The organism is Anaerosporobacter sp., assembly GCF_965301125.1.
Genome location: NZ_CBDLAM010000026.1, coordinates 8,515 through 29,309, shown reverse-complemented (window position 1 = coordinate 29,309; position 20,795 = coordinate 8,515). Strand labels below are relative to the sequence as shown.

At 33.8% G+C, this 20,795-nt stretch carries 15 protein-coding genes and 1 pseudogene; 13 read left to right on the top strand and 3 right to left on the bottom strand.

What is annotated here, in order from left to right:
* Window positions 1–63 precede the first annotated feature (63 nt).
* From ACW2QF_RS04735 to ACW2QF_RS04725, 3 genes are all read left to right on the top strand, one after another.
* Window positions 64–1,395 (top strand): replication-associated recombination protein A, encoded by a 1,332-nt coding sequence (locus ACW2QF_RS04735; protein WP_455714848.1) that lies wholly within the window; start codon window positions 64–66, stop codon window positions 1,393–1,395.
* Between the two features lie 144 nt (window positions 1,396–1,539).
* Window positions 1,540–1,701 (top strand): hypothetical protein, encoded by a 162-nt coding sequence (locus ACW2QF_RS04730; protein WP_455714847.1) that lies wholly within the window; start codon window positions 1,540–1,542, stop codon window positions 1,699–1,701.
* A 529-nt stretch (window positions 1,702–2,230) separates the two neighbouring features.
* A complete protein-coding gene (locus ACW2QF_RS04725) occupies window positions 2,231–2,731 on the top strand; it encodes an SEC-C metal-binding domain-containing protein (RefSeq protein ID WP_455714846.1) in 501 nt (166 codons plus the stop codon).
* A 67-nt stretch (window positions 2,732–2,798) separates the two neighbouring features.
* Here ACW2QF_RS04725 and ACW2QF_RS04720 read toward each other — a convergent pair whose 3' ends face one another.
* Window positions 2,799–3,173 carry a hypothetical protein gene (locus ACW2QF_RS04720; protein WP_455714845.1) on the bottom strand — a complete coding sequence of 125 codons (375 nt, stop codon included), beginning with the start codon at window positions 3,171–3,173 and terminating at the stop codon, window positions 2,799–2,801.
* Window positions 3,174–3,397: 224 nt separating this feature from the next.
* Here ACW2QF_RS04720 and ACW2QF_RS04715 point away from each other — a divergent pair, with 224 nt between their 5' ends.
* The 5 genes from ACW2QF_RS04715 to ACW2QF_RS04695 all read left to right on the top strand — a co-directional run bounded on the left by ACW2QF_RS04715 (window position 3,398) and on the right by ACW2QF_RS04695 (window position 11,443).
* Window positions 3,398–4,831 carry a putative glycoside hydrolase gene (locus tag ACW2QF_RS04715; protein WP_455714844.1) on the top strand — a complete coding sequence of 478 codons (1,434 nt, stop codon included), beginning with the start codon at window positions 3,398–3,400 and terminating at the stop codon, window positions 4,829–4,831.
* A 31-nt stretch (window positions 4,832–4,862) separates the two neighbouring features.
* Window positions 4,863–5,870 carry a dipeptidase gene (locus tag ACW2QF_RS04710; RefSeq protein WP_455714843.1) on the top strand — a complete coding sequence of 336 codons (1,008 nt, stop codon included), beginning with the start codon at window positions 4,863–4,865 and terminating at the stop codon, window positions 5,868–5,870.
* A 70-nt stretch (window positions 5,871–5,940) separates the two neighbouring features.
* Window positions 5,941–6,777, top strand: coding sequence for a diaminopimelate epimerase (gene dapF / locus ACW2QF_RS04705; RefSeq protein WP_455714842.1), 837 nt, complete (start codon window positions 5,941–5,943; stop codon window positions 6,775–6,777).
* 417 nt (window positions 6,778–7,194) lie between these two features.
* Window positions 7,195–9,822, top strand: coding sequence for a bifunctional acetaldehyde-CoA/alcohol dehydrogenase (gene adhE, locus ACW2QF_RS04700; protein ID WP_455714841.1), 2,628 nt, complete (start codon window positions 7,195–7,197; stop codon window positions 9,820–9,822).
* Between the two features lie 259 nt (window positions 9,823–10,081).
* On the top strand, window positions 10,082–11,443 hold the full coding sequence (locus ACW2QF_RS04695; RefSeq protein WP_455714840.1) for a GH1 family beta-glucosidase: 1,362 nt from the start codon (window positions 10,082–10,084) through the stop codon (window positions 11,441–11,443).
* A 442-nt stretch (window positions 11,444–11,885) separates the two neighbouring features.
* On the opposite strand, the gene ACW2QF_RS04690 is transcribed toward ACW2QF_RS04695, so the two are convergent.
* Complete coding sequence (locus ACW2QF_RS04690) at window positions 11,886–12,866, bottom strand: helix-turn-helix transcriptional regulator (protein WP_455714839.1); 981 nt, start codon at window positions 12,864–12,866, stop codon at window positions 11,886–11,888.
* Window positions 12,867–13,188: 322 nt separating this feature from the next.
* On the opposite strand from ACW2QF_RS04690, the gene ACW2QF_RS04685 reads away from it, so the two are divergent.
* From ACW2QF_RS04685 to ACW2QF_RS04670, 4 genes and pseudogenes are all read left to right on the top strand, one after another.
* Window positions 13,189–14,361, top strand: coding sequence for an AGE family epimerase/isomerase (locus tag ACW2QF_RS04685; protein ID WP_455714838.1), 1,173 nt, complete (start codon window positions 13,189–13,191; stop codon window positions 14,359–14,361).
* Complete coding sequence (locus tag ACW2QF_RS04680; protein WP_455714837.1) at window positions 14,351–15,526, top strand: glycoside hydrolase family 130 protein; 1,176 nt, start codon at window positions 14,351–14,353, stop codon at window positions 15,524–15,526. Before ACW2QF_RS04685 ends, ACW2QF_RS04680 begins: the two co-directional genes overlap by 11 nt.
* Window positions 15,527–15,568: 42 nt before the next feature.
* Window positions 15,569–16,633 carry an electron transporter RnfD gene (locus ACW2QF_RS04675; RefSeq protein WP_455714836.1) on the top strand — a complete coding sequence of 355 codons (1,065 nt, stop codon included), beginning with the start codon at window positions 15,569–15,571 and terminating at the stop codon, window positions 16,631–16,633.
* An 18-nt stretch (window positions 16,634–16,651) separates the two neighbouring features.
* Window positions 16,652–18,382: pseudogene (locus tag ACW2QF_RS04670) on the top strand (phospho-sugar mutase).
* A gap of 137 nt (window positions 18,383–18,519) precedes the next feature.
* Here ACW2QF_RS04670 and ACW2QF_RS04665 read toward each other — a convergent pair.
* A complete protein-coding gene (locus ACW2QF_RS04665) occupies window positions 18,520–19,266 on the bottom strand; it encodes a phosphotransferase family protein (protein ID WP_455714835.1) in 747 nt (248 codons plus the stop codon).
* Window positions 19,267–19,613: 347 nt separating this feature from the next.
* Between ACW2QF_RS04665 and ACW2QF_RS04660 the strand changes: the two genes are divergently transcribed.
* A complete protein-coding gene (locus ACW2QF_RS04660) occupies window positions 19,614–20,714 on the top strand; it encodes an FIST signal transduction protein (protein WP_455714834.1) in 1,101 nt (366 codons plus the stop codon).
* Window positions 20,715–20,795 lie beyond the last annotated feature (81 nt).

Below are 20,795 nucleotides of genomic sequence, written 5' to 3'. Positions count from 1 at the left end.
AACAAAGGGTTATGGGTTACCTTTATCAACCTAAATATATTATATAAGGAGAAGTAAGATAATATGGATTTATTTGATTATATGAGAGAGACAAAATTGGAAAAAGAATCTCCTTTAGCTTCGAGATTACGCCCTACTAAATTAGAAGAAGTTGTTGGACAAGCACATATAATAGGCAAAGATAAATTATTATATCGTGCAATTAAAGCAGATAAATTAAGTTCTATTATTTTCTATGGACCACCTGGTACAGGGAAAACGACTTTGGCAATGGTTATAGCGAAAACTACAAGTTCTTATTTTCGGCAGATTAATGCGACTAGTGCAGGAAAGAAAGACATGGAGGAGGTTGTAGAAGTAGCGAAACAAAATCTTGGTATGTACGGAAAGAAAACAATCCTATTTGTAGACGAGATTCATCGCTTTAATAAAGGTCAACAAGATTATCTTCTTCCATTTGTAGAAGATGGAACGATTATACTTGTTGGAGCTACAACAGAGAATCCATACTTCGAGGTTAACTCTGCGTTATTATCACGCTCGATTATCTTTGAATTAAAGCCGCTTGATGTGGAGGATATACGTAATCTGTTAATACGTGCTGTTACAGATGAAGAGAAAGGATTAGGGGCTTATGGTGCAGTTATCGAAGAAGACGCTTTGGATTTTCTTGCAGATATGGCAAATGGAGATGCCAGAAGTGCATTAAACGCCATTGAACTTGGTGTATTAACATCAGATCGAAGTGATGATGGTAAGATACATATTACCTTAGACATAGCAATGGAGTGTATTCAAAAGAGAGCATTGCGTTATGATAAATCTGGCGATAACCATTACGATACTATCTCTGCATTTATTAAAAGTATGCGTGGTTCAGATCCTGATGCAGCAATTTATTATTTGGCTAGGATGTTACATGCCGGTGAGAGTATTACATTCGTAGCGAGAAGAATTATGATTTGTGCATCTGAAGACGTATCCAACGCAGATCCCAATGCCTTAATTGTGGCTACCCAAGCAGCGCAAGCTGTTGAAAGACTAGGTATGCCTGAAGCGAGAATTGTATTGGCGCAAGCAGCGGCGTATGTGGCGTGTGCACCCAAGAGTAATTCTGCAATTATGGCAATTGATGCTGCCATGCAGGTTGTAAATCAAGAGAAGATAGAAACCATTCCACCATATCTAAAAGATGCACATTATGGAGGTGCAGCTAAGTTAGGGCATGGAATTGGATACAAATATGCTCATAATTATAAGAATCACTATGTTAAGCAACAGTATCTACCAGATGAATTAGCTGGACGTTCATTCTATGAATTATCTGACGAAGGATATGAAAAAGAGATGAAGATGCATATGAAACGGATTCAAGAAGAAGCTGGAAGTGAATAGAAATAGAAATAGAATAATAATTGTAGATTAAGCTTAAAAGGGTCTGTCACTTATAAATATGGAGCGACAGACCCTTTTTGAACTTAATTCACATCATTATTATCTTTTTTGCGAAATACACGACATAGCATCATGTAGACGTATATGAGTAGAGGAATAACAATAGTACAAAAGATACTTACTTTGAACAATGTTGCAGATGCCTCCGTTACGAAGATAGCTGATATTAGAGAGACTACATATAAGCCAACAAGTAGAACGATACCGATAATAGCTAATATACGTTTTGATTTATTCATATTTTAGTCCTTTCTCAATCAATAGAGCAAATGTTATAAAAATAATCAAGAATAAATAGTATCCTTCTCTTATTATAAAAGAGGAACAGAATGTTTTCAACAGTGGAATGTTATATAAAAAATAAAAAATATTTTAACATGTATGTATAAATACTATATTTTGATAGCATACTATAATTAATCTAATAACAAACGTTGAAAGCAAGTTTCGGACTTGTAATTATCGTAAATTAGATTACAACGCAGTGACGATGAGTTAACTGGTTGCAAATGATAATAGTTGGACTCCCCCTCCAATTATTATACGGTCGTCTACATGACGATATCAGATTCTTGACAAGTCACAAAAGAAAAATTAAATACTTATCCTCCCCTTTTTGAATCACGCAAGTGATTCGAATACCTCTTATAATGGTGACATTATAAGAGGTATTTTTACTTCCTAGTACTAATTGCAAAATTTCGGTTGAAATTGTCCTATAATATATGCTATACTGAAACGAGCAATGAACACCAATGCAAAAGGAAGGGTTAACATGAGTTTATTAGAACAATGGAGAGAACATGCATACTCTCAAGATACAAATCAAAAGATGGGCCAACTTTTTTGGGCTAATTATTTTAATATTGAAAAAGGTATCTACGAGCAATTATTAGCAGATCCTGAAACTGTTGTAACAGGAACAGTTAAAGAATTAGCAGAAAAGTATGGTACAGATATCGAAACTATGACTGGTTTCTTAGATGGAATCGATGAAAGTTTAAAGACTCCTAATCCAATTGAAACAATGGACGAGAATACACAAGTTAATCTTGGATTCGATAAAGAAAAATTATATTACAACATGGTAGGTTGTAAAGCTGATTGGTTATATGAATTACCAGCATGGGATAATCTTTTAACTGTTGAGAGAAGAAAAGAATTATACCTTCAATCAAAGAAATCTGGTACAGTAATTAAAGAGAAAAAAGTCGGCAGAAATGATCCATGTCCATGTGGTTCAGGTAAAAAATATAAACAATGTTGTGGTAGATAAGCTATTATGACATTTGTCTAGGGATTGTCCACGCTTTAATAAGCGTGGACAATTTTGCGTTCTAAAGCTATTCTTTTTCTTTTTTAAACTGGCGTAATATCTGTGATTTTTCTTCCGTTGTAAGAGTCTTTATAAACTGATTGAAATCGTTAATTTCGCTACATTCATTGCTACTCGTTGAGTGCGATAAATATTCTATATTTTGTAGTTTCTGTATTATTTCTCCTAAACAATAAAGAAGCATACCAACGATAAAAGTTACTAATATACCTATGACTAGTATAATAGCAGTCTTTTCTAAGTTGCGGGTAGGTACTAGTCCGTTTGTAGTTAGCTTGCAGGTAGTTCCTAATTTTATTGAAAGTGCGATGCTACCAAAGAAACCTAGGATGATTACAGCAATTGATAATAGTTTAGTTGTATTGCTAGTGGTGTTTTTCATTTTACTCCTCCGTTGTGCCGAGATAATTTTTATAAGAAATAATGGTTAATACTTGGTATTGATTTCCATTATAATATAAGTTTAAAAATATAACAATGATATTGCATAAAAATGAAGTATAATAATGAATACATATTCAATTACGTATAAAAATGTCTTAATATATGGTATACTAAATGCACATATGTTTGAATAGGATGTAATAGGAGAATAGAGGGTGGACGATGAAAAAAGAGAAAAATGATAAAAAAACAAGTGCAAAACAGTTGTTAGCAGGTGGAATACTAATAGTAAGTTCAGTATGTTTGACAGCAAGTGCAGTTTATCTATATGATTCATATCAAGATAACAAGAAAAAAACAAATACTTTTGTAAGTTCAGTCCAAGATGATGCTGTTAAAGAGGATAGTGATGAGAGCGGTGATGTGATAGATTTTACAGATAAAACGCCAATCGAGGAGAATGAAACAAATAAAATGACTGATCAAAACAAAGTAACTGATCAAAATAAAGATGGGCAACAGAACATTTCAGATAATGATCAAGATGTACAAGATAGCCAGAATGTTGACATCGATCAAAGTGGCAATACAAATACTAAGGAAGAAGCTGACAGCAAAACCAAAGAAGAAGTGGAGATAACCAAGAATACACCTCCATGTAAGGTTAAGGGAATCTATGTAACTGGACAGATGGCAGGTTCGACTAATAACATGAACGACTTAATTGATTTGGTAGAATCAACAGAATTAAATACCATGGTTATTGATATTAAGAATGACTCTGGAGAAATTACATATAAGATGGATAATGAAGTAGCCAAAGAGATTGGAGCGACTGTTAATTATATATCCGATATCAAAGAATTGGTAGCAAAATTGAAAGAAAAAGATATCTACTTAATAGCAAGGGTAGTTGCATTTAAAGATCCGATTTTAGCTGAGAATAAGCCAGAATTAAGTCTTAAAAATGCTGATGGAACCATATTTCGTGATAAATCAGGTCTGGCATGGGTCAATCCTTATAAGAAAGAAGTGTGGAAATACCTAGTTAGTGTTGCGAAGGAAGCAGCAGAATTAGGATTTGATGAAGTTCAATTTGATTATATTCGTTTCTCTACAGATAGCGGAATGAAGCAAGTTGACTTTGGCAAAGAAGCAAAAAATAAGTCTAAGATAAAAGTAATTACAGAATTTACAAAATATGCGTATGAAGAATTAAATCCGCTTGGAGTATATGTATCAGCAGATGTATATGGAACGATTATTAGTAGTGAGGTTGATTCAAAAATTGTTGGTCAGAGTTATGCAAAGATGGCTAAATATCTCGACTATATCTGTCCTATGATATATCCTTCCCATTATGCCAATGGAGCCTATGGAATTGACTATCCAGATCTAGAACCATATCTTCTGATTAAGAGCGCATTAGAAGAGTCCAAGGAGGTACTTGAGGCAAAAGAAAAAGGAGAGCATCAAGCTATCGTTCGACCATGGTTGCAAGACTTTACAGCAACATGGGTAAAACAACATCAAAAATATGGAGCTGATGAAATTAAGGAACAGATACAAGGTGTATATGATGCTGGTTATGAAGAATGGATTTTGTGGAATGGAAACAACCGTTATACAAAGAGCGGATTAGCAAGTAATGATTAAAGGTAATTAGTATGAAAGGGGTATTCATGAAATGGCTAAGCTAATAGATATGCACTGTGATACCATAACAGAATTATATGATCGTAGAGTAAAGAAAGCCAGTACGGATACATTAAGAAAAAATTCTTTACATATTGATTTAGATAAATTAAAAAAAGGAAATTATATGCTTCAAAACTTCGCAATCTTCCAATCGCTTAAGAAACATGAGAATATGTTTGAAGATAGTATCAAGTATATTGATTACTTCTATCAAGAAATGGAAGCAAATAAGGATTTAGTTAGTGTGGTTCGAACATACGATGATATTATTAAAAATGAAAAGGAAGGTAAGCTATCTGCATTATTAACCCTAGAAGAAGGAGCAGAAGCAGAGGGGAAATTGGAGTTCTTGCGAACATTTTACCGTCTAGGAGTAAGAATGATTACTCTTACATGGAATTATGAGAATGGAATTGGATATCCTAATTTTCATTATGAAGAAGGTAAGACACCGGATATGAAATCACGTAATACCATTGACGGTTTGACAGAATTCGGTATTTCCTTTGTAGAAGAGATGGAGAGACTAGGCATCATTATCGATGTATCGCATTTATCGGATGCCGGATTTTATGATGTGTTAAGATATACCAAGAAGCCATTTGTAGCAAGCCATTCCAATGCCTTGAACTGTTGTAATTGTTGTAGAAACTTAACAGACGATATGATTCGTAGATTGTCTGAAAGGGGTGGGGTAACAGGTATTAACTTCTGTCCGTCGTTCCTTGATGAAGTTCCTATTGCTGAAGAGAGGAAGGCTTATGCTAGTATTGATAAGATGATTTCTCATATAAAACATCTAAAGAAGATTGGTGGAATCCAGTGTATTGGTTTAGGTACGGATTTTGATGGTATAGATGGTGATCTAGAAATCAAAGATGCTTCTTACATGCAGATGTTAGTAGATAGCCTTGAAAAAGCTGGATTTACATCGACAGAGATAGATGCAATATGTCATAATAATGTGTTGCGGGTTTATAAGGAAATATTGAGGTAAAGCTATATCAGTATCTTCCTGTACATATCAGCATAAACATAGAATAATAGAATTTAAAGGTTGTAGATACATGAAGTTTACTAAGATGCATGGCTTAGGAAATGATTATATATACATTAATGCCATAACAGAAACTGTTGACAATCCGGTACAGTTAGCGGTACAGATGAGTAAAAAACACATAGGAATAGGAGCAGATGGTTTGATATTAATTAAACAATCGGATGTTGCTGACTTCAAGATGGATATGTACAATGCGGATGGCTCAAGAGCAGAGATGTGTGGGAATGGTATCCGGTGTGTTGCAAAGTACGTTTATGATAATAAATTAACTAAAAAAACAGATTTATTAATTGAAACATTATCAGGGATTAAACGATTATTCTTAGAAGTAAATGGGGAAATTGTTAAATCGGTGACAGTGGAGATGGGGAAGCCAGAACTTCAATCAGATAAGATACCGGTTATATCTGATAAAGAGATAACAAGAAATGAAGAAATTGAAATAGACGGTGTAAAGTATACGATAACCTGTGTTTCCATGGGAAATCCTCATACAATACTATTTGCTGAAGATGTTAATGATGTGAAATTAGAAGAGATTGGTCCTAAAATTGAGACGTATCATCTGTTTCCAAGGAAAACCAATGTTGAATTTGTTGAGGTTATAACAAGTGATTTAATACGGATGAGAGTTTGGGAGAGAGGAACTGGGATTACACTAGCTTGTGGAACTGGAGCTTGCGCAAGCGTAGTAGCAAGTGTTCTGAACGGTTATACAAATAGGAGGGTAGATGTAGTTTTAGATGGTGGTATTCTAAACGTAGAGTGGAATGAATTAACGAATATGGTTTCTATGCGTGGACCAGCGGAAACTGTGTTTGAAGGTGTTTATATGGGAGTATAGAACATAGAAAAGAAGAGTAAGAATGTGATTTGTTACATTTTTACTCTTTAATTTGTGCAATACAACCAAAATATATTGATTTTATTATGCATAATTTATATTAGACGGATATGTATGAGTACAAATATTAGGAATTTGTTAAAATGACTAAAAAATTAAAAAAATTATCGAATTTTTGACTAAACTGTACATTGACAAATAATTAACAACATTATAAAATAAACCTTGTTAAAAGATAAACAAACAGCAACAGAAATAACCTTGTTAATATTTTAACGTATTTATTTAGTTAACAATGAAAAGAATAAAAATACATATTTTTTATTTTGAGTAGTTAAGAATTATATCCATGAAACTCTATCGGAGGGAAATCCCTACTGGTAATAGTATGATTTCAAAATTAGGAGGATAATCGTAATGGCAAAAAAAGAAGAACAAGCTACAGTACAAACAACTGGCTTAGTTGACAGCGTTGATGCATTAGTTGCAAAAATGAATGAAATCAGAGAAGCTCAGAAAATTTTCGCAACTTACACTCAAGAACAGGTAGATAAGATTTTCTTAGCTGCTGCTACAGCTGCTAACAAACAAAGAATACCTCTTGCAAAAATGGCAGTTGAAGAAACTGGCATGGGTATTGTAGAAGATAAAGTTATCAAAAACCACTACGCAGCTGAATATATTTACAATGCATATAAAGATACTAAAACTTGTGGTATCATTGAAGAAGATACTAGTTTTGGAATCAAGAAAATTGCTGAACCAATTGGTTTAATCGCAGCAGTTATTCCAACTACTAATCCAACTTCAACAGCAATTTTTAAAACATTAATCGCTTTAAAAACAAGAAATGCAATTATCATCAGCCCACATCCACGTGCTAAGAATTCTACTATCGCAGCAGCTAAAGTTGTACTTGATGCAGCAGTAGCAGCAGGTGCACCAGCTGGAATCATTGGTTGGATTGATGTTCCTTCATTAGAGTTAACTAACGAAGTTATGAAGAGTGCAGATATCATCTTAGCTACAGGTGGTCCTGGTATGGTTAAGGCTGCTTACTCATCAGGTAAACCAGCACTTGGTGTTGGTGCAGGTAATACTCCAGTTATCATGGACGAATCTTGCGATGTTAAATTAGCTGTTAACTCATTAATTCATTCAAAAACTTTCGATAATGGTATGATCTGTGCTTCAGAACAATCAGTTATCGTTAATGATAAAATCTACGCAGAAGTTAAGAAAGAATTCGCTGAAAGAGGATGTTACTTCACTACTCCAGAAGAAACTGAAAAACTTAGAAAAACAATCCTTATCAACGGCGCTCTTAACGCTAAAATCGTTGGTCAAAAACCAGTTACTATCGCTAAATTAGCTGGATTCGATGTACCAGAAGCAACTAAGATTCTTATTTCAGAAGTTGAATCTGTATCTATCGAAGAAGAAATGGCTCATGAAAAATTATCTCCAGTATTAGCTATGTACAAAGCTAAATCATTCGATGAAGCAGTTGCTAAGGCAGAAGTACTTGTAGCTGATGGTGGTTATGGTCATACATCTTCACTTTACATCAACGTTGGAACTGGTAAAGAAAAGATTGATCAATTTGCAGCAGCAATGAAGACTTGTAGAATCCTTGTTAATACTCCTTCTTCACAAGGTGGTATCGGTGATTTATACAACTTCAAATTAGCTCCATCATTAACTCTTGGTTGTGGATCATGGGGTGGAAACTCTGTTTCTGAAAACGTAGGAGTTAAACACTTAATTAACATCAAGACAGTAGCTGAGAGGAGAGAGAATATGCTTTGGTTTAGAGCACCTGAAAAAGTTTACTTTAAGAAAGGTTGTCTTCCTGTAGCTCTTGATGAACTTAAGAACGTAATGGGCAAGAAAAAAGTATTTATCGTTACTGACTCATTCTTATACAAAAATGGTTACACTAAATGTGTTACAGATAAATTAGATGAAATGGGTATCCAACATACTACATTCTTTGAAGTAGCTCCAGACCCAACATTAGCTTGTGCTAAAGAAGGTGCTAAAGCTATGAGAGCATTCGAGCCAGATTGTATCATCGCTATCGGTGGTGGTTCTGCAATGGATGCTGGTAAGATTATGTGGGTTATGTACGAACATCCAGAAGCTGATTTCATGGATATGGCTATGCGTTTCATGGATATCAGAAAACGTGTTTACCAATTCCCTAAGATGGGTGAAAAAGCTTACTTCATCGCTGTTCCTACTTCTTCAGGTACAGGTTCAGAAGTTACACCATTCGCAGTTATCACAGATGAGCAAACTGGTGTTAAATACCCATTAGCTGACTATGAATTATTACCAAATATGTCAATTGTTGATGCTGACATGATGATGGATCAACCAAAAGGTTTAACAAGTGCTTCAGGTATCGATGCTCTTACTCATGCATTAGAAGCGTATGCATCAATTATGGCTACTGATTATACAGATGGTCTTGCACTTAAATCTATGAAGAATATCTTCGCTTATTTACCAAGTGCATATGAAAATGGCGCAGCTGACGTAGTTGCAAGAGAAAAAATGGCTGATGCTTCTACTATGGCTGGTATGGCATTTGCAAATGCATTCCTTGGAGTATGTCACTCAATGGCTCATAAATTAGGTGCTTTCCACCACTTACCACATGGTGTTGCAAATGCATTATTAATTACAGAAGTTATGAAATTCAATGCAGTACATGTACCAACTAAGATGGGAACATTCTCTCAATATCAATATCCACATTGTATGGAAAGATATGTAGAATGTGCTAACTTCCTTGGAATTCAAGGTAAGAACGATCAAGAGAAATTTGATAACTTATTAAAAGCTATTGAAGAATTAAAAGCAAAAGTTGGTATTAAGAAAACAATCGCTGAATATGGCGTAGATGAAAAATACTTCTTAGAAACATTAGATAAGATGGTTGAGCAAGCATTTGATGATCAATGTACAGGTGCTAACCCAAGATATCCATTAATGTCAGAAATGAAAGAAATGTATTTAAAAGTTTACTACGGTAAATAAGATATATTAAGTAACCAGAAAACATCTTTCAGTTAATATTAAAAGGCAGAGATTTTATCTCTGCCTTTTTGGTGATTTTCTTGTTGATACACTGATTGTAATTCTATTAAAGTATGATTTATTAGGGAGAATATAACTTAAAACAAGTTGACATAGAAGAAACACAATATTATAATTACTTTTCAAAACATATTTATACTATTATGTTAAGTGATTGGCTTTGGTGAGATAGTACATATTGTAACTAGGAGGAACGTATATGTCGTTTGGAGATAATTTTGTATGGGGAGTTGCTACTTCTTCCTATCAAGTAGAAGGTACGAATAAAGAGGATGGAAAAGGCGAAGATATCTGGGATATCTATGTGAGAGAACCTGGTAAAATAATGGAAGGACACACAGGGGATATTGCTTGTGATCATTATAATCGCTTTAGGGAAGATGTTGCAATTATGAAACAATTAGGAGTTCGTGCCTATCGTTTTTCTATTAATTGGTCAAGAATTCTGCCAGACGGAGTGGGAAAGATTAATGAGAAAGGTATTAGGTTCTATAGTGACTTAATAGACTGCCTATTAGAAAATGGAATTGAACCGTACATAACTTTGTATCACTGGGAATTGCCTTACGTATTATATCGTAAAGGTGGTTGGCTAAATCGAGAAATCGTTGGGTGGTTTGGAGAATATGCGAAAGTAGTTGCAACATATTTCTCAGATCGTGTTACGAAATATTTTACTTTGAATGAACCACAATGTTTTATTGGCTTAGGATTTCTTAGTGGTGAGCATGCACCAGGGCTTAAGATGCCAAACAGAGATTTATTTGAGATGGCTCATAACGCTTTACTTGCACATGGACAGGCAACTAAAATGCTAAGGGAGTATGCAAAACAACCGATACAAGTAGGTTATGCACCTACAGCTGGTGTTAGTTATCCAGCAAGTGAAAAACCTGAAGATATAGAGTCAGCAAGACAATGTTTCTTTCGTTGTCCAGATATAGAGGATCGCTGGACTTGGAGTGTTAGTTGGTGGAGTGATCCTGTTATATTAGGTGAGTATCCAGAAGAAGGACTTCGTAAATATAGTAAGTTTTTACCTAATATAACAAAAGAAGATATGAAGCTAATAGCACAGCCTCTGGACTTTTATGGACAGAATATCTACAATGGGTATCAAGTCAAGATGGGAGCAGATGGTCTTCCTGAATATGTGGATCGTAAAACGGGTTATACCAAAACTTCAACTAACTGGCCGGTTACACCTGAATGTCTATATTGGGGAACGAAGTTTTTGTATGAACGATATCAATTGCCAATATTCATAACTGAGAATGGCATGTCTTGCCATGATACGATTTCACTAGATGGAAAAGTTCACGATCCTAATCGTATTGATTTCTTGAACCGATATTTATTAGAATTAAGACGGGCAAAAGAAGATGGCGTTGATATTAGGGGATATTTTGAATGGTCATTAATGGATAATTTCGAATGGAATTGCGGATATACAGAGAGATTCGGACTGGTATATGTTGATTATGAAACGCAAAAAAGAATCATTAAAGATTCCGGTTATTGGTACCGAGATGTCATAATGAACAACGGCAGGAATCTTTAAGTACTTGTGTTGTTTAGGTATTGAAGCAAAACTTTAATACGTGTTCATAGCTTCTTAGCTGATGTACTATGACACGAAACACGCTACACACCTAAGTACTTCTATGTGTGTACGGGTGGGGATTCATATGATGCGGAAACGCCTTCGATTCGGCATCCTGCCTCAGCTCAGGCTGGTTCGGCATCCATGCCTCACCTTCCTAGGTTATACTGTACACACTAAGAAGTACTATAGGGGTTACGCTATTGTTTCTTAGTCATAGTACGTCAGCTAAGAAGCTAATCTACACTATTCAAAGTTTTGCTTATCTACTTTATTTAGACACAAGTACAAGTAAGTTATGGTTGAACAAATTTTACTTAACATTCAACATTGATTTTAATTAAGCCTATCGAAATCCGATACTAGAAGGAATAGAAAATCACACTATAAAGATTATGACTTACATAGAATCTTTATAGTGTGATTTTTTTTCGCGATATTGTAAAGGCGTTATCATCGTATGGTTTTTAAAGAGATGGATAAAATGTGGAGTGTTAGTTATCCCAATTGATTCTGCAATCTCATTAACTGTTTTGTTCGTAGTGACAAGTAACTGTTTTGCCACCTTCATTCTTTGATCAATGAGATAATCAATAGGTGATTTATGAACATAACGTTTAAAATCTTTGGCTAATTTGTATTTGTTATAATTTAATTCATCAGATAAAGAGTCAAGTGTATGTTTTTCGGCATAACGATTTTGTAGAATGGACATCATTTGTTTAATATGATTGGGTATATGGGTAACTTGATTACAATCTGCATCTTTTGTTAGTATTAAGTTTGTAAGTAAAGAAGTTATTAAAGAGGATCGTATTAACTCCACAGTATTAGAATTGTTTTCTTCATAAGAAAACAACTTATGTAAGGTTGTTATGCTATCATTATTTGAAGTGCAAAAACAACAAGGATTACCATTCTCGTGGAATAATTGATAATAATAGCTGACTTGTTGACCGTTAACATAAGCCATCTCAAAATCCCAATATTGTTCTAATAAATCAAGTTTATGATAGTTAGTACAATCAAGAAAAATAATTGTATTGTCCCCTATTACGTACTGTGTATTCTCATAAGTTAATCGATACTTCCCCTTTTTTGTATAGAGGATTAGATAAGAGTCTAAGCCACTCATTTCAATAGTGAAAGGGAAGTTACGTTTGGTTTCGATAAATAGTTCCAGATAGTAAAGTGATTGCATAGCTTGTTTTGTTGGAGAAGGAATGATAGTATCCTTAAACAAATCAGTTAATGAAATACTTTGTTTGGAGACTTTACTAGATGAAATTCGTGTATTCAAATTGGGATAAGAATGAGCATCTGTATAGGAAGAATGGAGTGATAAAACAGATTTATTCCAACGTTTTATGAATGATGACATAGAAAAACATCCTCCTGTAACAAATAAATTTATTTACATTATTTTAGCTTAATTTCAGTATACCTAATACTTGATAAGAATGCAAGACAGGTTATTTATATTAGGGATTACACATAAATTAACAATTATTTAATAAAATTAATAAATAGCCAAGATAGTATAAAAATAGTCAAGATAGTAGAGTGATTAAAAATTAAGTAAAGTATAAAATTAAATTAAGCTAAAATTGTTGATTAATATTAGTGAAAGTGGTGATTAAGTAGTATAGTAATCGGGTTTACGAAGCTATTACTTATGATAATAAGAGCAAGGAGGAGTAAAAATGTTGGTAGATGAAGCCAAACGAATGCTCAATGATAAAATCCTTCCATTTTGGGAAAATCTCAAAGATGATACATATGGCGGTTTTTATGGTTGGTTAGATTATGAACTGAAATTGAATAAAGAAGCAGTAAAAGGCTGTATCTTAAATAGTAGAATCTTGTGGTTCTTCTCAAATGCATATTTAACACTTAAAGATGAAGAGGTATTATCTTATGCAAAACATGCTTATGAATTTTTAAAGAAGTACTGTCTTGATAGTGAATTTGGCGGTGTATATTGGTCATTAAATTACGATGGTACAGTATTCGATAGTACAAAGCATACTTATAATCAAGCGTTTGCAATCTATGCATTATCTTCGTATTATGATGCGACTAAAGATGAAGAAGCATTAAAAATAGCTTATGAATTATACGAAATTATTGAGACTAAATGTACAGATGAAGTAGGGTATTTAGAAGCATTTACATATGATTTTAAACCTGAAGAAAATGACAAGTTATCTGAGAATGGTGTAATTGCTGAGAAAACAATGAACACTTTACTTCATGTGTTTGAAGCCTATACAGAGTTGTATCGAGTAACAAATGATGAGAAAGTTTCTGAAAGATTACATTTCATGATGGATGTATTCGAAAAGAATGTATTTAATGAAGAATTACGCAGACAGGAAGTATTCTTTGATAAGAATATGAATAGTATTATTGATTTACATTCCTATGGACATGACATAGAGACAGCTTGGTTGATTGACAGAGGCTGTGAAGTGCTTAATGATGCTGAATTAACAAAGAGAATGCATCGTATTACAAGCATCTTAGAAGATCAGATTTATAAAGTAGCTTATGTTGACCATTCACTTTTAAATGAGTGTGAAAAAGGAGAAGTAAATCGCATGAGAGTTTGGTGGGTTCAGGCTGAAGCAGTTGTAGGTTTCCTGAATGCATATGAAAAATCTGGGGAAGAACGTTATATGGAAGCTGCAAAGGATATCCTTGCGTATATCAAGGATAATGTTGTTGACCCAAGAGAAGGTTCAGAATGGTACTGGCAATTAGATGATAATCATCAGCCAGATACAGATAAACCGATTGTTGAGCCATGGAAATGCCCATATCACAACGGAAGAATGTGCTTTGAAATCATAAGGAGGAATATTGATGTTGCATAAGAATTATTACAAAGAATTAGAAAAATACAATGCTTTAGTTAGCAAGAAGAATAAGGTGTCAGATTTCTATAATGGAATCTATGATCGCTATGAAAACCCAGTATTAACAAGAGATCACATTCCACTAACTTGGAAATATGATTTAAATGTAGAGACAAATCCATTCTTTATGGAACGTTTAGGCGTAAATGCTGTTATGAATTCTGGTGCAATTGAATTGAATGGTAAATTCTATTTAGTTGCTAGAATCGAAGGAAATGACCGTAAATCTTTCTTTGGTGTTGCTGAAAGTGACAATGGTATTGACGGATTTAAATTCTGGGATTATCCAGTTGAATTACCAGATACTTGCAAAGAAGAAACTAATGTTTATGACATGAGATTAACACAGCACGAAGATGGATATATCTATGGTACATTCTGTTCAGAAAGCAAAGATACCAATTCTAATGACTTATCAGCAGCTGTTGCAGCAGCAGGTATTGTAAGAACTAAGGATTTAAAAACTTGGGAACGTCTTGATAACTTAAAGACTTTACATTCTCCACAACAAAGAAATGTAGTATTACACCCAGAATTCGTAAATGGTAAATATGCATTCTATACAAGACCAATGGATGACTTCATCGATACTGGTTCAGGCGGTGGTATTGGTTTCGGTTTATGTGATGATATCGAACATGCAGTAATTGATGAAGAAATCATTACAAGCTGTAGAAAATATCATACAATTACAGAAGTAAAGAATGGTGCAGGTGCTGTTCCAATTAAAACAGATAAAGGATTTATCCATATTGCCCATGGTGTACGTAATACAGCTGCAGGTCTTCGTTATGTTATCTATGCATTTGCTACAGATCTTAACGAGCCATGGAAAGTTATTGCTGAACCATCTGGATTCTTAATTGCTCCATTAGCTGGAGAAAGAGTTGGAGATGTATCAAACGTTGTATTTACAAATGGAGCAATTGCTAGAGATAATGGAGATGTATATATCTACTATGCTTCTTCAGATACAAGAATGCATGTAGCTACAACTACAATTGATAAATTAATTGATTATGTATTCAATACACCAACAGATCCATTACGTTCACCAGATTGTGTACAACAAAGATGCGATTTAATTAGAAAAAATCTTGAATATTTAAAAGAAGAAAAATAAAAGAGCGCGAATGTAGTGCAAGTAGAAAAGGTTTGAGATATCATGGAAATGCCAGGAGAAGTAATATTACCAAATGCAAAAGAATTGCAATATTGTGGGCGTGTTGACTTAACGAATACATTGGAACCTGTATTTATATATGCAAGTAGTTTTGTTACTTTTAGGTTTACTAAAACTTCAATTCGTGTCATAATAAGTAATATGCATTACTATTATGATAACTATATTGGATATATAATAGATGGTAAGCAAGGAAGTATTAAGCTATCACAAGGGCAAGAAAAGGAATGTATATTACTCGAAGAAAATCTTGAAGATAAAGAACATGAGATAATCCTGTTTAAACGCATGGATGCTTGTCATTACTTTACGCTAAATGGTTTTGTGATAGATGAAGGAGCTGTAGTCAAAACAGCTCCTTCATTACCGACTAGACGTATTGAAGTGTATGGTGATTCTGTTTCAGCGGGTGAGGTTTCCGAGGCTATAGAATATATAGGAAAAGTCGATCCAGAGCATAACGGTGAATACTCTAATTCGTGGTATTCCTATGCGTGGATCACTGCGAGAAAGTTAGATGCTCAGATTCACGATATTGCGCAGGGTGGAATATCTCTTATGGACGGAACTGGTTGGTTTGATGCACCTCATTATTATGGTATGGAACATATCTGGGATAAACTGCGTTATCAACCAGAATTAGGACCAGTAACTCCTTGGGATTTTACAAAATATGTACCACATGTAGTGATAGTCGCTATTGGTCAAAATGATAGTAATCCAGAAGATTTTATGAAAGATGATTATCATGGTGAAAAGGCAGATTGGTGGAGAAGACGATATGCAGAGTGGATTAAATTGATTCGAAAAACTTATCCAAATGCGTTGATTATACTTTCTACAACGATATTAAATCACCATGCCAACTGGGATAGAGCAATCGAAGAAGTATGTAAAGAACTAGGTGACAAGAATATTGTACATTTTCTATATAAGAAGAATGGTATTGGTACACCTGGCCATATACGTATACCTGAGGCGGAAGAGATGGCAGAAGAGTTGAGTACATTTATCCAGTCATTTGGTGATGCATTATGGAATGATTGATGATATTAGGAGGTTTATATGAGTTATTTAGAGAAATACAAAGAGTGGTGTGAAAATCCATATTTTGATGCGGATACAAGAGAAGAACTTCTTGGATTAAAAGATGAACAAGAGATTAAAGATCGTTTTTATCGTGATTTAGCTTTTGGTACAGGTGGGTTACGTGGAGTACTTGGCAACGGAACAAATCGTATGAATATCTATACAATTAGAAAAGCGACACAAGGATTAGCTAATTATATCTGCAAGAAAAATGGACAAGAAAAAGGTGTTGCTATAGCATATGACTCACGTTTGATGTCAACAGAGTTTGCTAATGAAGCAGCATTGTGTTTTGCAGCTAATGGTATTAAAGCATATGTATTCCCAACATTACGTCCAACACCAGAACTTTCTTTTGCAGTTCGTAGGTTAGGTTGTATCGCAGGTGTTGTAATTACAGCAAGTCATAACCCATCAAACTATAATGGATATAAGGTGTACTGGGAAGACGGCGCACAGATTACATATCCACTTGATGTTGAGATTATAGCAGAAGTTAATGCAATTACTGATTATGCAGTAGTTAAGACAATGGATAAAGAAGAAGCAAAAGCTAAAGGATTATATGAAGTAATAGGAAGCGATATTGATGATGAATATATTGCTGAGATGAAAAAATTAGTATTAAATCCAGATCAACTTCGCGAATATGCAAAGCAAATAAAAGTGGTATATACGCCATTACATGGTACAGGTCTTGTTCCTGTAACTAGAATATTAAAGGAAATTGGGTTTGAACAAGTTTATGTAGTACCTGAACAAGAACAACCTGATGGAAGATTCCCAACAGTTAGTTATCCTAACCCAGAAGATTCTAAAGCGTTTGCTTTAGGTATTGAATTAGCTAAGAAGGTGGATGCAGATATTATTCTTGCAACAGATCCTGATGCTGACCGTTTGGGTATCTATGCTAAAAACACAGAAACAGGAGAATACGTATCTTTCACAGGTAATATGTCAGGTATGTTAATCTGTGAGTATATCTTATCGCAACGTAAAGAATTAAACAAGATGCCTAATAACGGTGCAATTGTAACAACAATTGTGTCAAGTAATATGGCTTCAGCTGTAGCGAAAGAATATGGTTTAGCTTATATTGAAACATTAACTGGATTTAAATATATAGGTGAACAAATTAAATTCTTCGAACAACAAAATTCATATCAATACCTATTTGGATTTGAAGAAAGTTATGGCTGCTTAATTGGAACATATGCGAGAGATAAAGATGCAATATCTGCTGTTATGGCTCTTTGTGAAGCAGCTGCATATTACAAAGCACATAATCTTACATTATGGGAACAAATGTTACGTATCAATGATAAATAAGATAACTAAATGGAAGACCTGCAAACAATTAAACTACAAGCTCAAGAAAGTCCAGAAAGAATTAATCGTATTATGGATCGTTTCCGTCACGAAAATCTTCAATCAATTGCAGGTACTAAAGTAGTAGCATTACGCGATTATGAGAATGATGTAGTTATTAATTATGAAACATCAGAAAAAACTACAACAGGATTACCAAAATCCAATGTATTGTATTTTGAATTAGTTGATGATGTATGGTGTTGTGTTAGACCTTCTGGAACAGAACCTAAGATTAAGTTCTATATGGGGGTTAAAGCAAAATCCTTAGAAGAAGGTAAAGTACAACTTGAGAAATTCAAAGAAGCAATGAGTACATTTGCTGAAGAAACTAAATAGTAGCATATGAAAGGGGGCTGGATAACCAGCCCCCTTTCCGTATGTTTAATTTACATTTTAGGTTTACTTGCGAGTATTCTTGAAATGTTTTTGTTATTAATATATGTAACATAAATGATAGGCTGGAAGATGTGAGATTAATCGTATTCTACTACATCTAACCATTTCATTAATAATTCTCTTTCTTCTGGTCTGTTCTTTGTTAACTGCGCTGCAGCAACAATTGGCATCCAAGTCTGGACATAACATTTTTCAGTTTTACTCTTCTTACAGAAAAGATCTAGATATAAATCGGCAGCTTCTGGATTATCAAGAGATAATAGAAGATAAGTTCTTGCCACATCTGCACTAGCATTACCTTGAGAAGCATGCACCCAATCAAGAACATATAATTTGTCTTCAGATACGATAATGTTTTTAGGAGAAAAATCACCATGACATACTTTGTTATGTTTTGGCATTCCATCTAAACGGGTTAACAAATCATACTTCTTAATGTCATCAATACAATCCAAACTATTGATTTGTCGAACCATCTTATCCTTGAGCTTATTCAGTAGTGGCGATCGTTTGGAGTGGATTACTAATTGTAAGTCCACCATCTGTTCAATATAGGATTGCAATTTGTCAGGATTATCTTTTATTAACTGGTACATAGTCTTACCTTCAATGAAATTCATACTAATAGCCCATTGCCCATCGATATGGGATACTTCACTAATGCTTGGGATTGCTAATCCGGTTTCTTCAACTCGTGAGGTGTTTAACGCTTCATTCAATACTTCTGTTTTAGGAAAATCTTTATTAAATACTTTTATTGCAGTGTCTCCATCTCGGTATACACTTGCATTTGTACCTTTTGATATTAAATTCTCTAACTTCATATGAATCGCTCCTCTCGTTTTAAGTCATAACTGATATGTTTGCCATTATGTTACATGTAAGTAATATTTTGGTTTAGTTGTATTATACTACATTCTGCTGAAAAAGTATAGAGTAATAGATGAAAAATTATTAAAATTATATAATAAAATAGCATGTTAATTGAAATAAATATAAAATTATCTAAAAAGACTGCAAAAATAAAAGAAAACAATACAATATGCTAAAATATTATAGATGAAACAAGAGAAAAGGCTAGAAATTGGTACTAATTTGTGTTAAAATATAGACAAAATAATTGAAGGATTTTGAACTAAGTTATACAAATAGAACAAAAAGGGGCGTTTATATGAAGTATAATATAGGTAGAAGTTCTAACCATGATGTGAACAATGCAGTGAATGAGGCAACAGCGAAATTAAGTAATCCTAAATTAATCATTTTCTTTTCCGGAGTAACTAATTTTAAAGGATATACAGAAGCAATACATGAGAAGTTTCCTAATTGTATTACAGTTGGATCAACAACGATTGTTGGACTAAGTAAAGACGGAGCATTTAAAGAGACACTTCTGGTTTTGGGAATAGAAGAAGGAATTGAATGTTATGCAGATATACTTGAACATGTTGATCAATATCCGTTAAAATGTGTAGACCGAATTGAACAATGTGTTAAGAAGATGACTAGCTTGCAAAATTGTATCTGTTTTGAATTCACTAGCGCATTCTTAGGCAGTGAAGAATCTGTGCTTACAACATTAAATTCGGTTTTATTAGATAAGAAGATACCGGTAGTTGGAGGAACAGCAGGTAATAATGCAGCAGAAGATGTGACGTATGTATCATATAATGGGAAAATTGTTGACAAATCATCTGTATTTGTATTAATACGAAACAAGGGAGGTAAGATACATTTTTACAGAGAAAACATATATAAACCTACTGGGAAGACTTTCGTTGCAACTAAGGTAGATATTCGTACAAGGACTGTATTGGAATACGATAATAAACCGGCGGCTGAGGTTATTGCTAAAGCGCTTAATACCACAGTAGATGGATTATCAAGATATCTAGATAGTAATCCGATGGGACGAATAATCGGTAATCAGATGTACATAACAGCAAATTGTAGTGTATTAGATAATAAGGCTATTATGTATCATGCAAGGGTTTATAATAATTCGAAAATGGCATTATTAGAACCAGATGACTACAGAATGGTTGTACATAATACAATAGAACAGATAAAGAAAGAAGTACCAAAACGAACGCTAACATTAGTAATACATTGTCTTGCCAGAACATTATTGTTTGAAAAAGAGGGATATCTACAAGAGTTTTCTACTTTAATAGGAAAAGAAATAGGTAATTATGTTGGATTTTCTGGATATGGTGAACAGCTTAATCAACAACATTTTAATCAAACAATGACAGTGGTAGTTTTTGAATAAGTGATACAATCTAAGTTAAAGACTTACTAAGGGAGTGAGATTACCATTATGAGTATATTTAAAAAAGCAAAAATACAAAAC

Excerpts from the sequence above, each read along its gene's own strand:
- ACW2QF_RS04690 (WP_455714839.1), bottom strand. The coding sequence starts at position 12,866 with ATGTCATCATTCATAAAACGTTGGAATAAATCTGTTTTATCACTCCAT.
- ACW2QF_RS04680 (WP_455714837.1), top strand. The coding sequence starts at position 14,351 with ATGTTGCATAAGAATTATTACAAAGAATTAGAAAAATACAATGCTTTA.
- ACW2QF_RS04660 (WP_455714834.1), top strand. The coding sequence starts at position 19,614 with ATGAAGTATAATATAGGTAGAAGTTCTAACCATGATGTGAACAATGCA.
- ACW2QF_RS04685 (WP_455714838.1), top strand. The coding sequence starts at position 13,189 with ATGTTGGTAGATGAAGCCAAACGAATGCTCAATGATAAAATCCTTCCA.
- dapF (WP_455714842.1), top strand. The coding sequence starts at position 5,941 with ATGAAGTTTACTAAGATGCATGGCTTAGGAAATGATTATATATACATT.
- ACW2QF_RS04715 (WP_455714844.1), top strand. The coding sequence starts at position 3,398 with ATGAAAAAAGAGAAAAATGATAAAAAAACAAGTGCAAAACAGTTGTTA.
- ACW2QF_RS04665 (WP_455714835.1), bottom strand. The coding sequence starts at position 19,266 with ATGAAGTTAGAGAATTTAATATCAAAAGGTACAAATGCAAGTGTATAC.
- ACW2QF_RS04725 (WP_455714846.1), top strand. The coding sequence starts at position 2,231 with ATGAGTTTATTAGAACAATGGAGAGAACATGCATACTCTCAAGATACA.
- ACW2QF_RS04735 (WP_455714848.1), top strand. The coding sequence starts at position 64 with ATGGATTTATTTGATTATATGAGAGAGACAAAATTGGAAAAAGAATCT.
- ACW2QF_RS04695 (WP_455714840.1), top strand. The coding sequence starts at position 10,082 with ATGTCGTTTGGAGATAATTTTGTATGGGGAGTTGCTACTTCTTCCTAT.
- ACW2QF_RS04710 (WP_455714843.1), top strand. The coding sequence starts at position 4,863 with ATGGCTAAGCTAATAGATATGCACTGTGATACCATAACAGAATTATAT.
- ACW2QF_RS04675 (WP_455714836.1), top strand. The coding sequence starts at position 15,569 with ATGGAAATGCCAGGAGAAGTAATATTACCAAATGCAAAAGAATTGCAA.
- adhE (WP_455714841.1), top strand. The coding sequence starts at position 7,195 with ATGGCAAAAAAAGAAGAACAAGCTACAGTACAAACAACTGGCTTAGTT.
- ACW2QF_RS04730 (WP_455714847.1), top strand. The coding sequence starts at position 1,540 with ATGAGTAGAGGAATAACAATAGTACAAAAGATACTTACTTTGAACAAT.
- ACW2QF_RS04720 (WP_455714845.1), bottom strand. The coding sequence starts at position 3,173 with ATGAAAAACACCACTAGCAATACAACTAAACTATTATCAATTGCTGTA.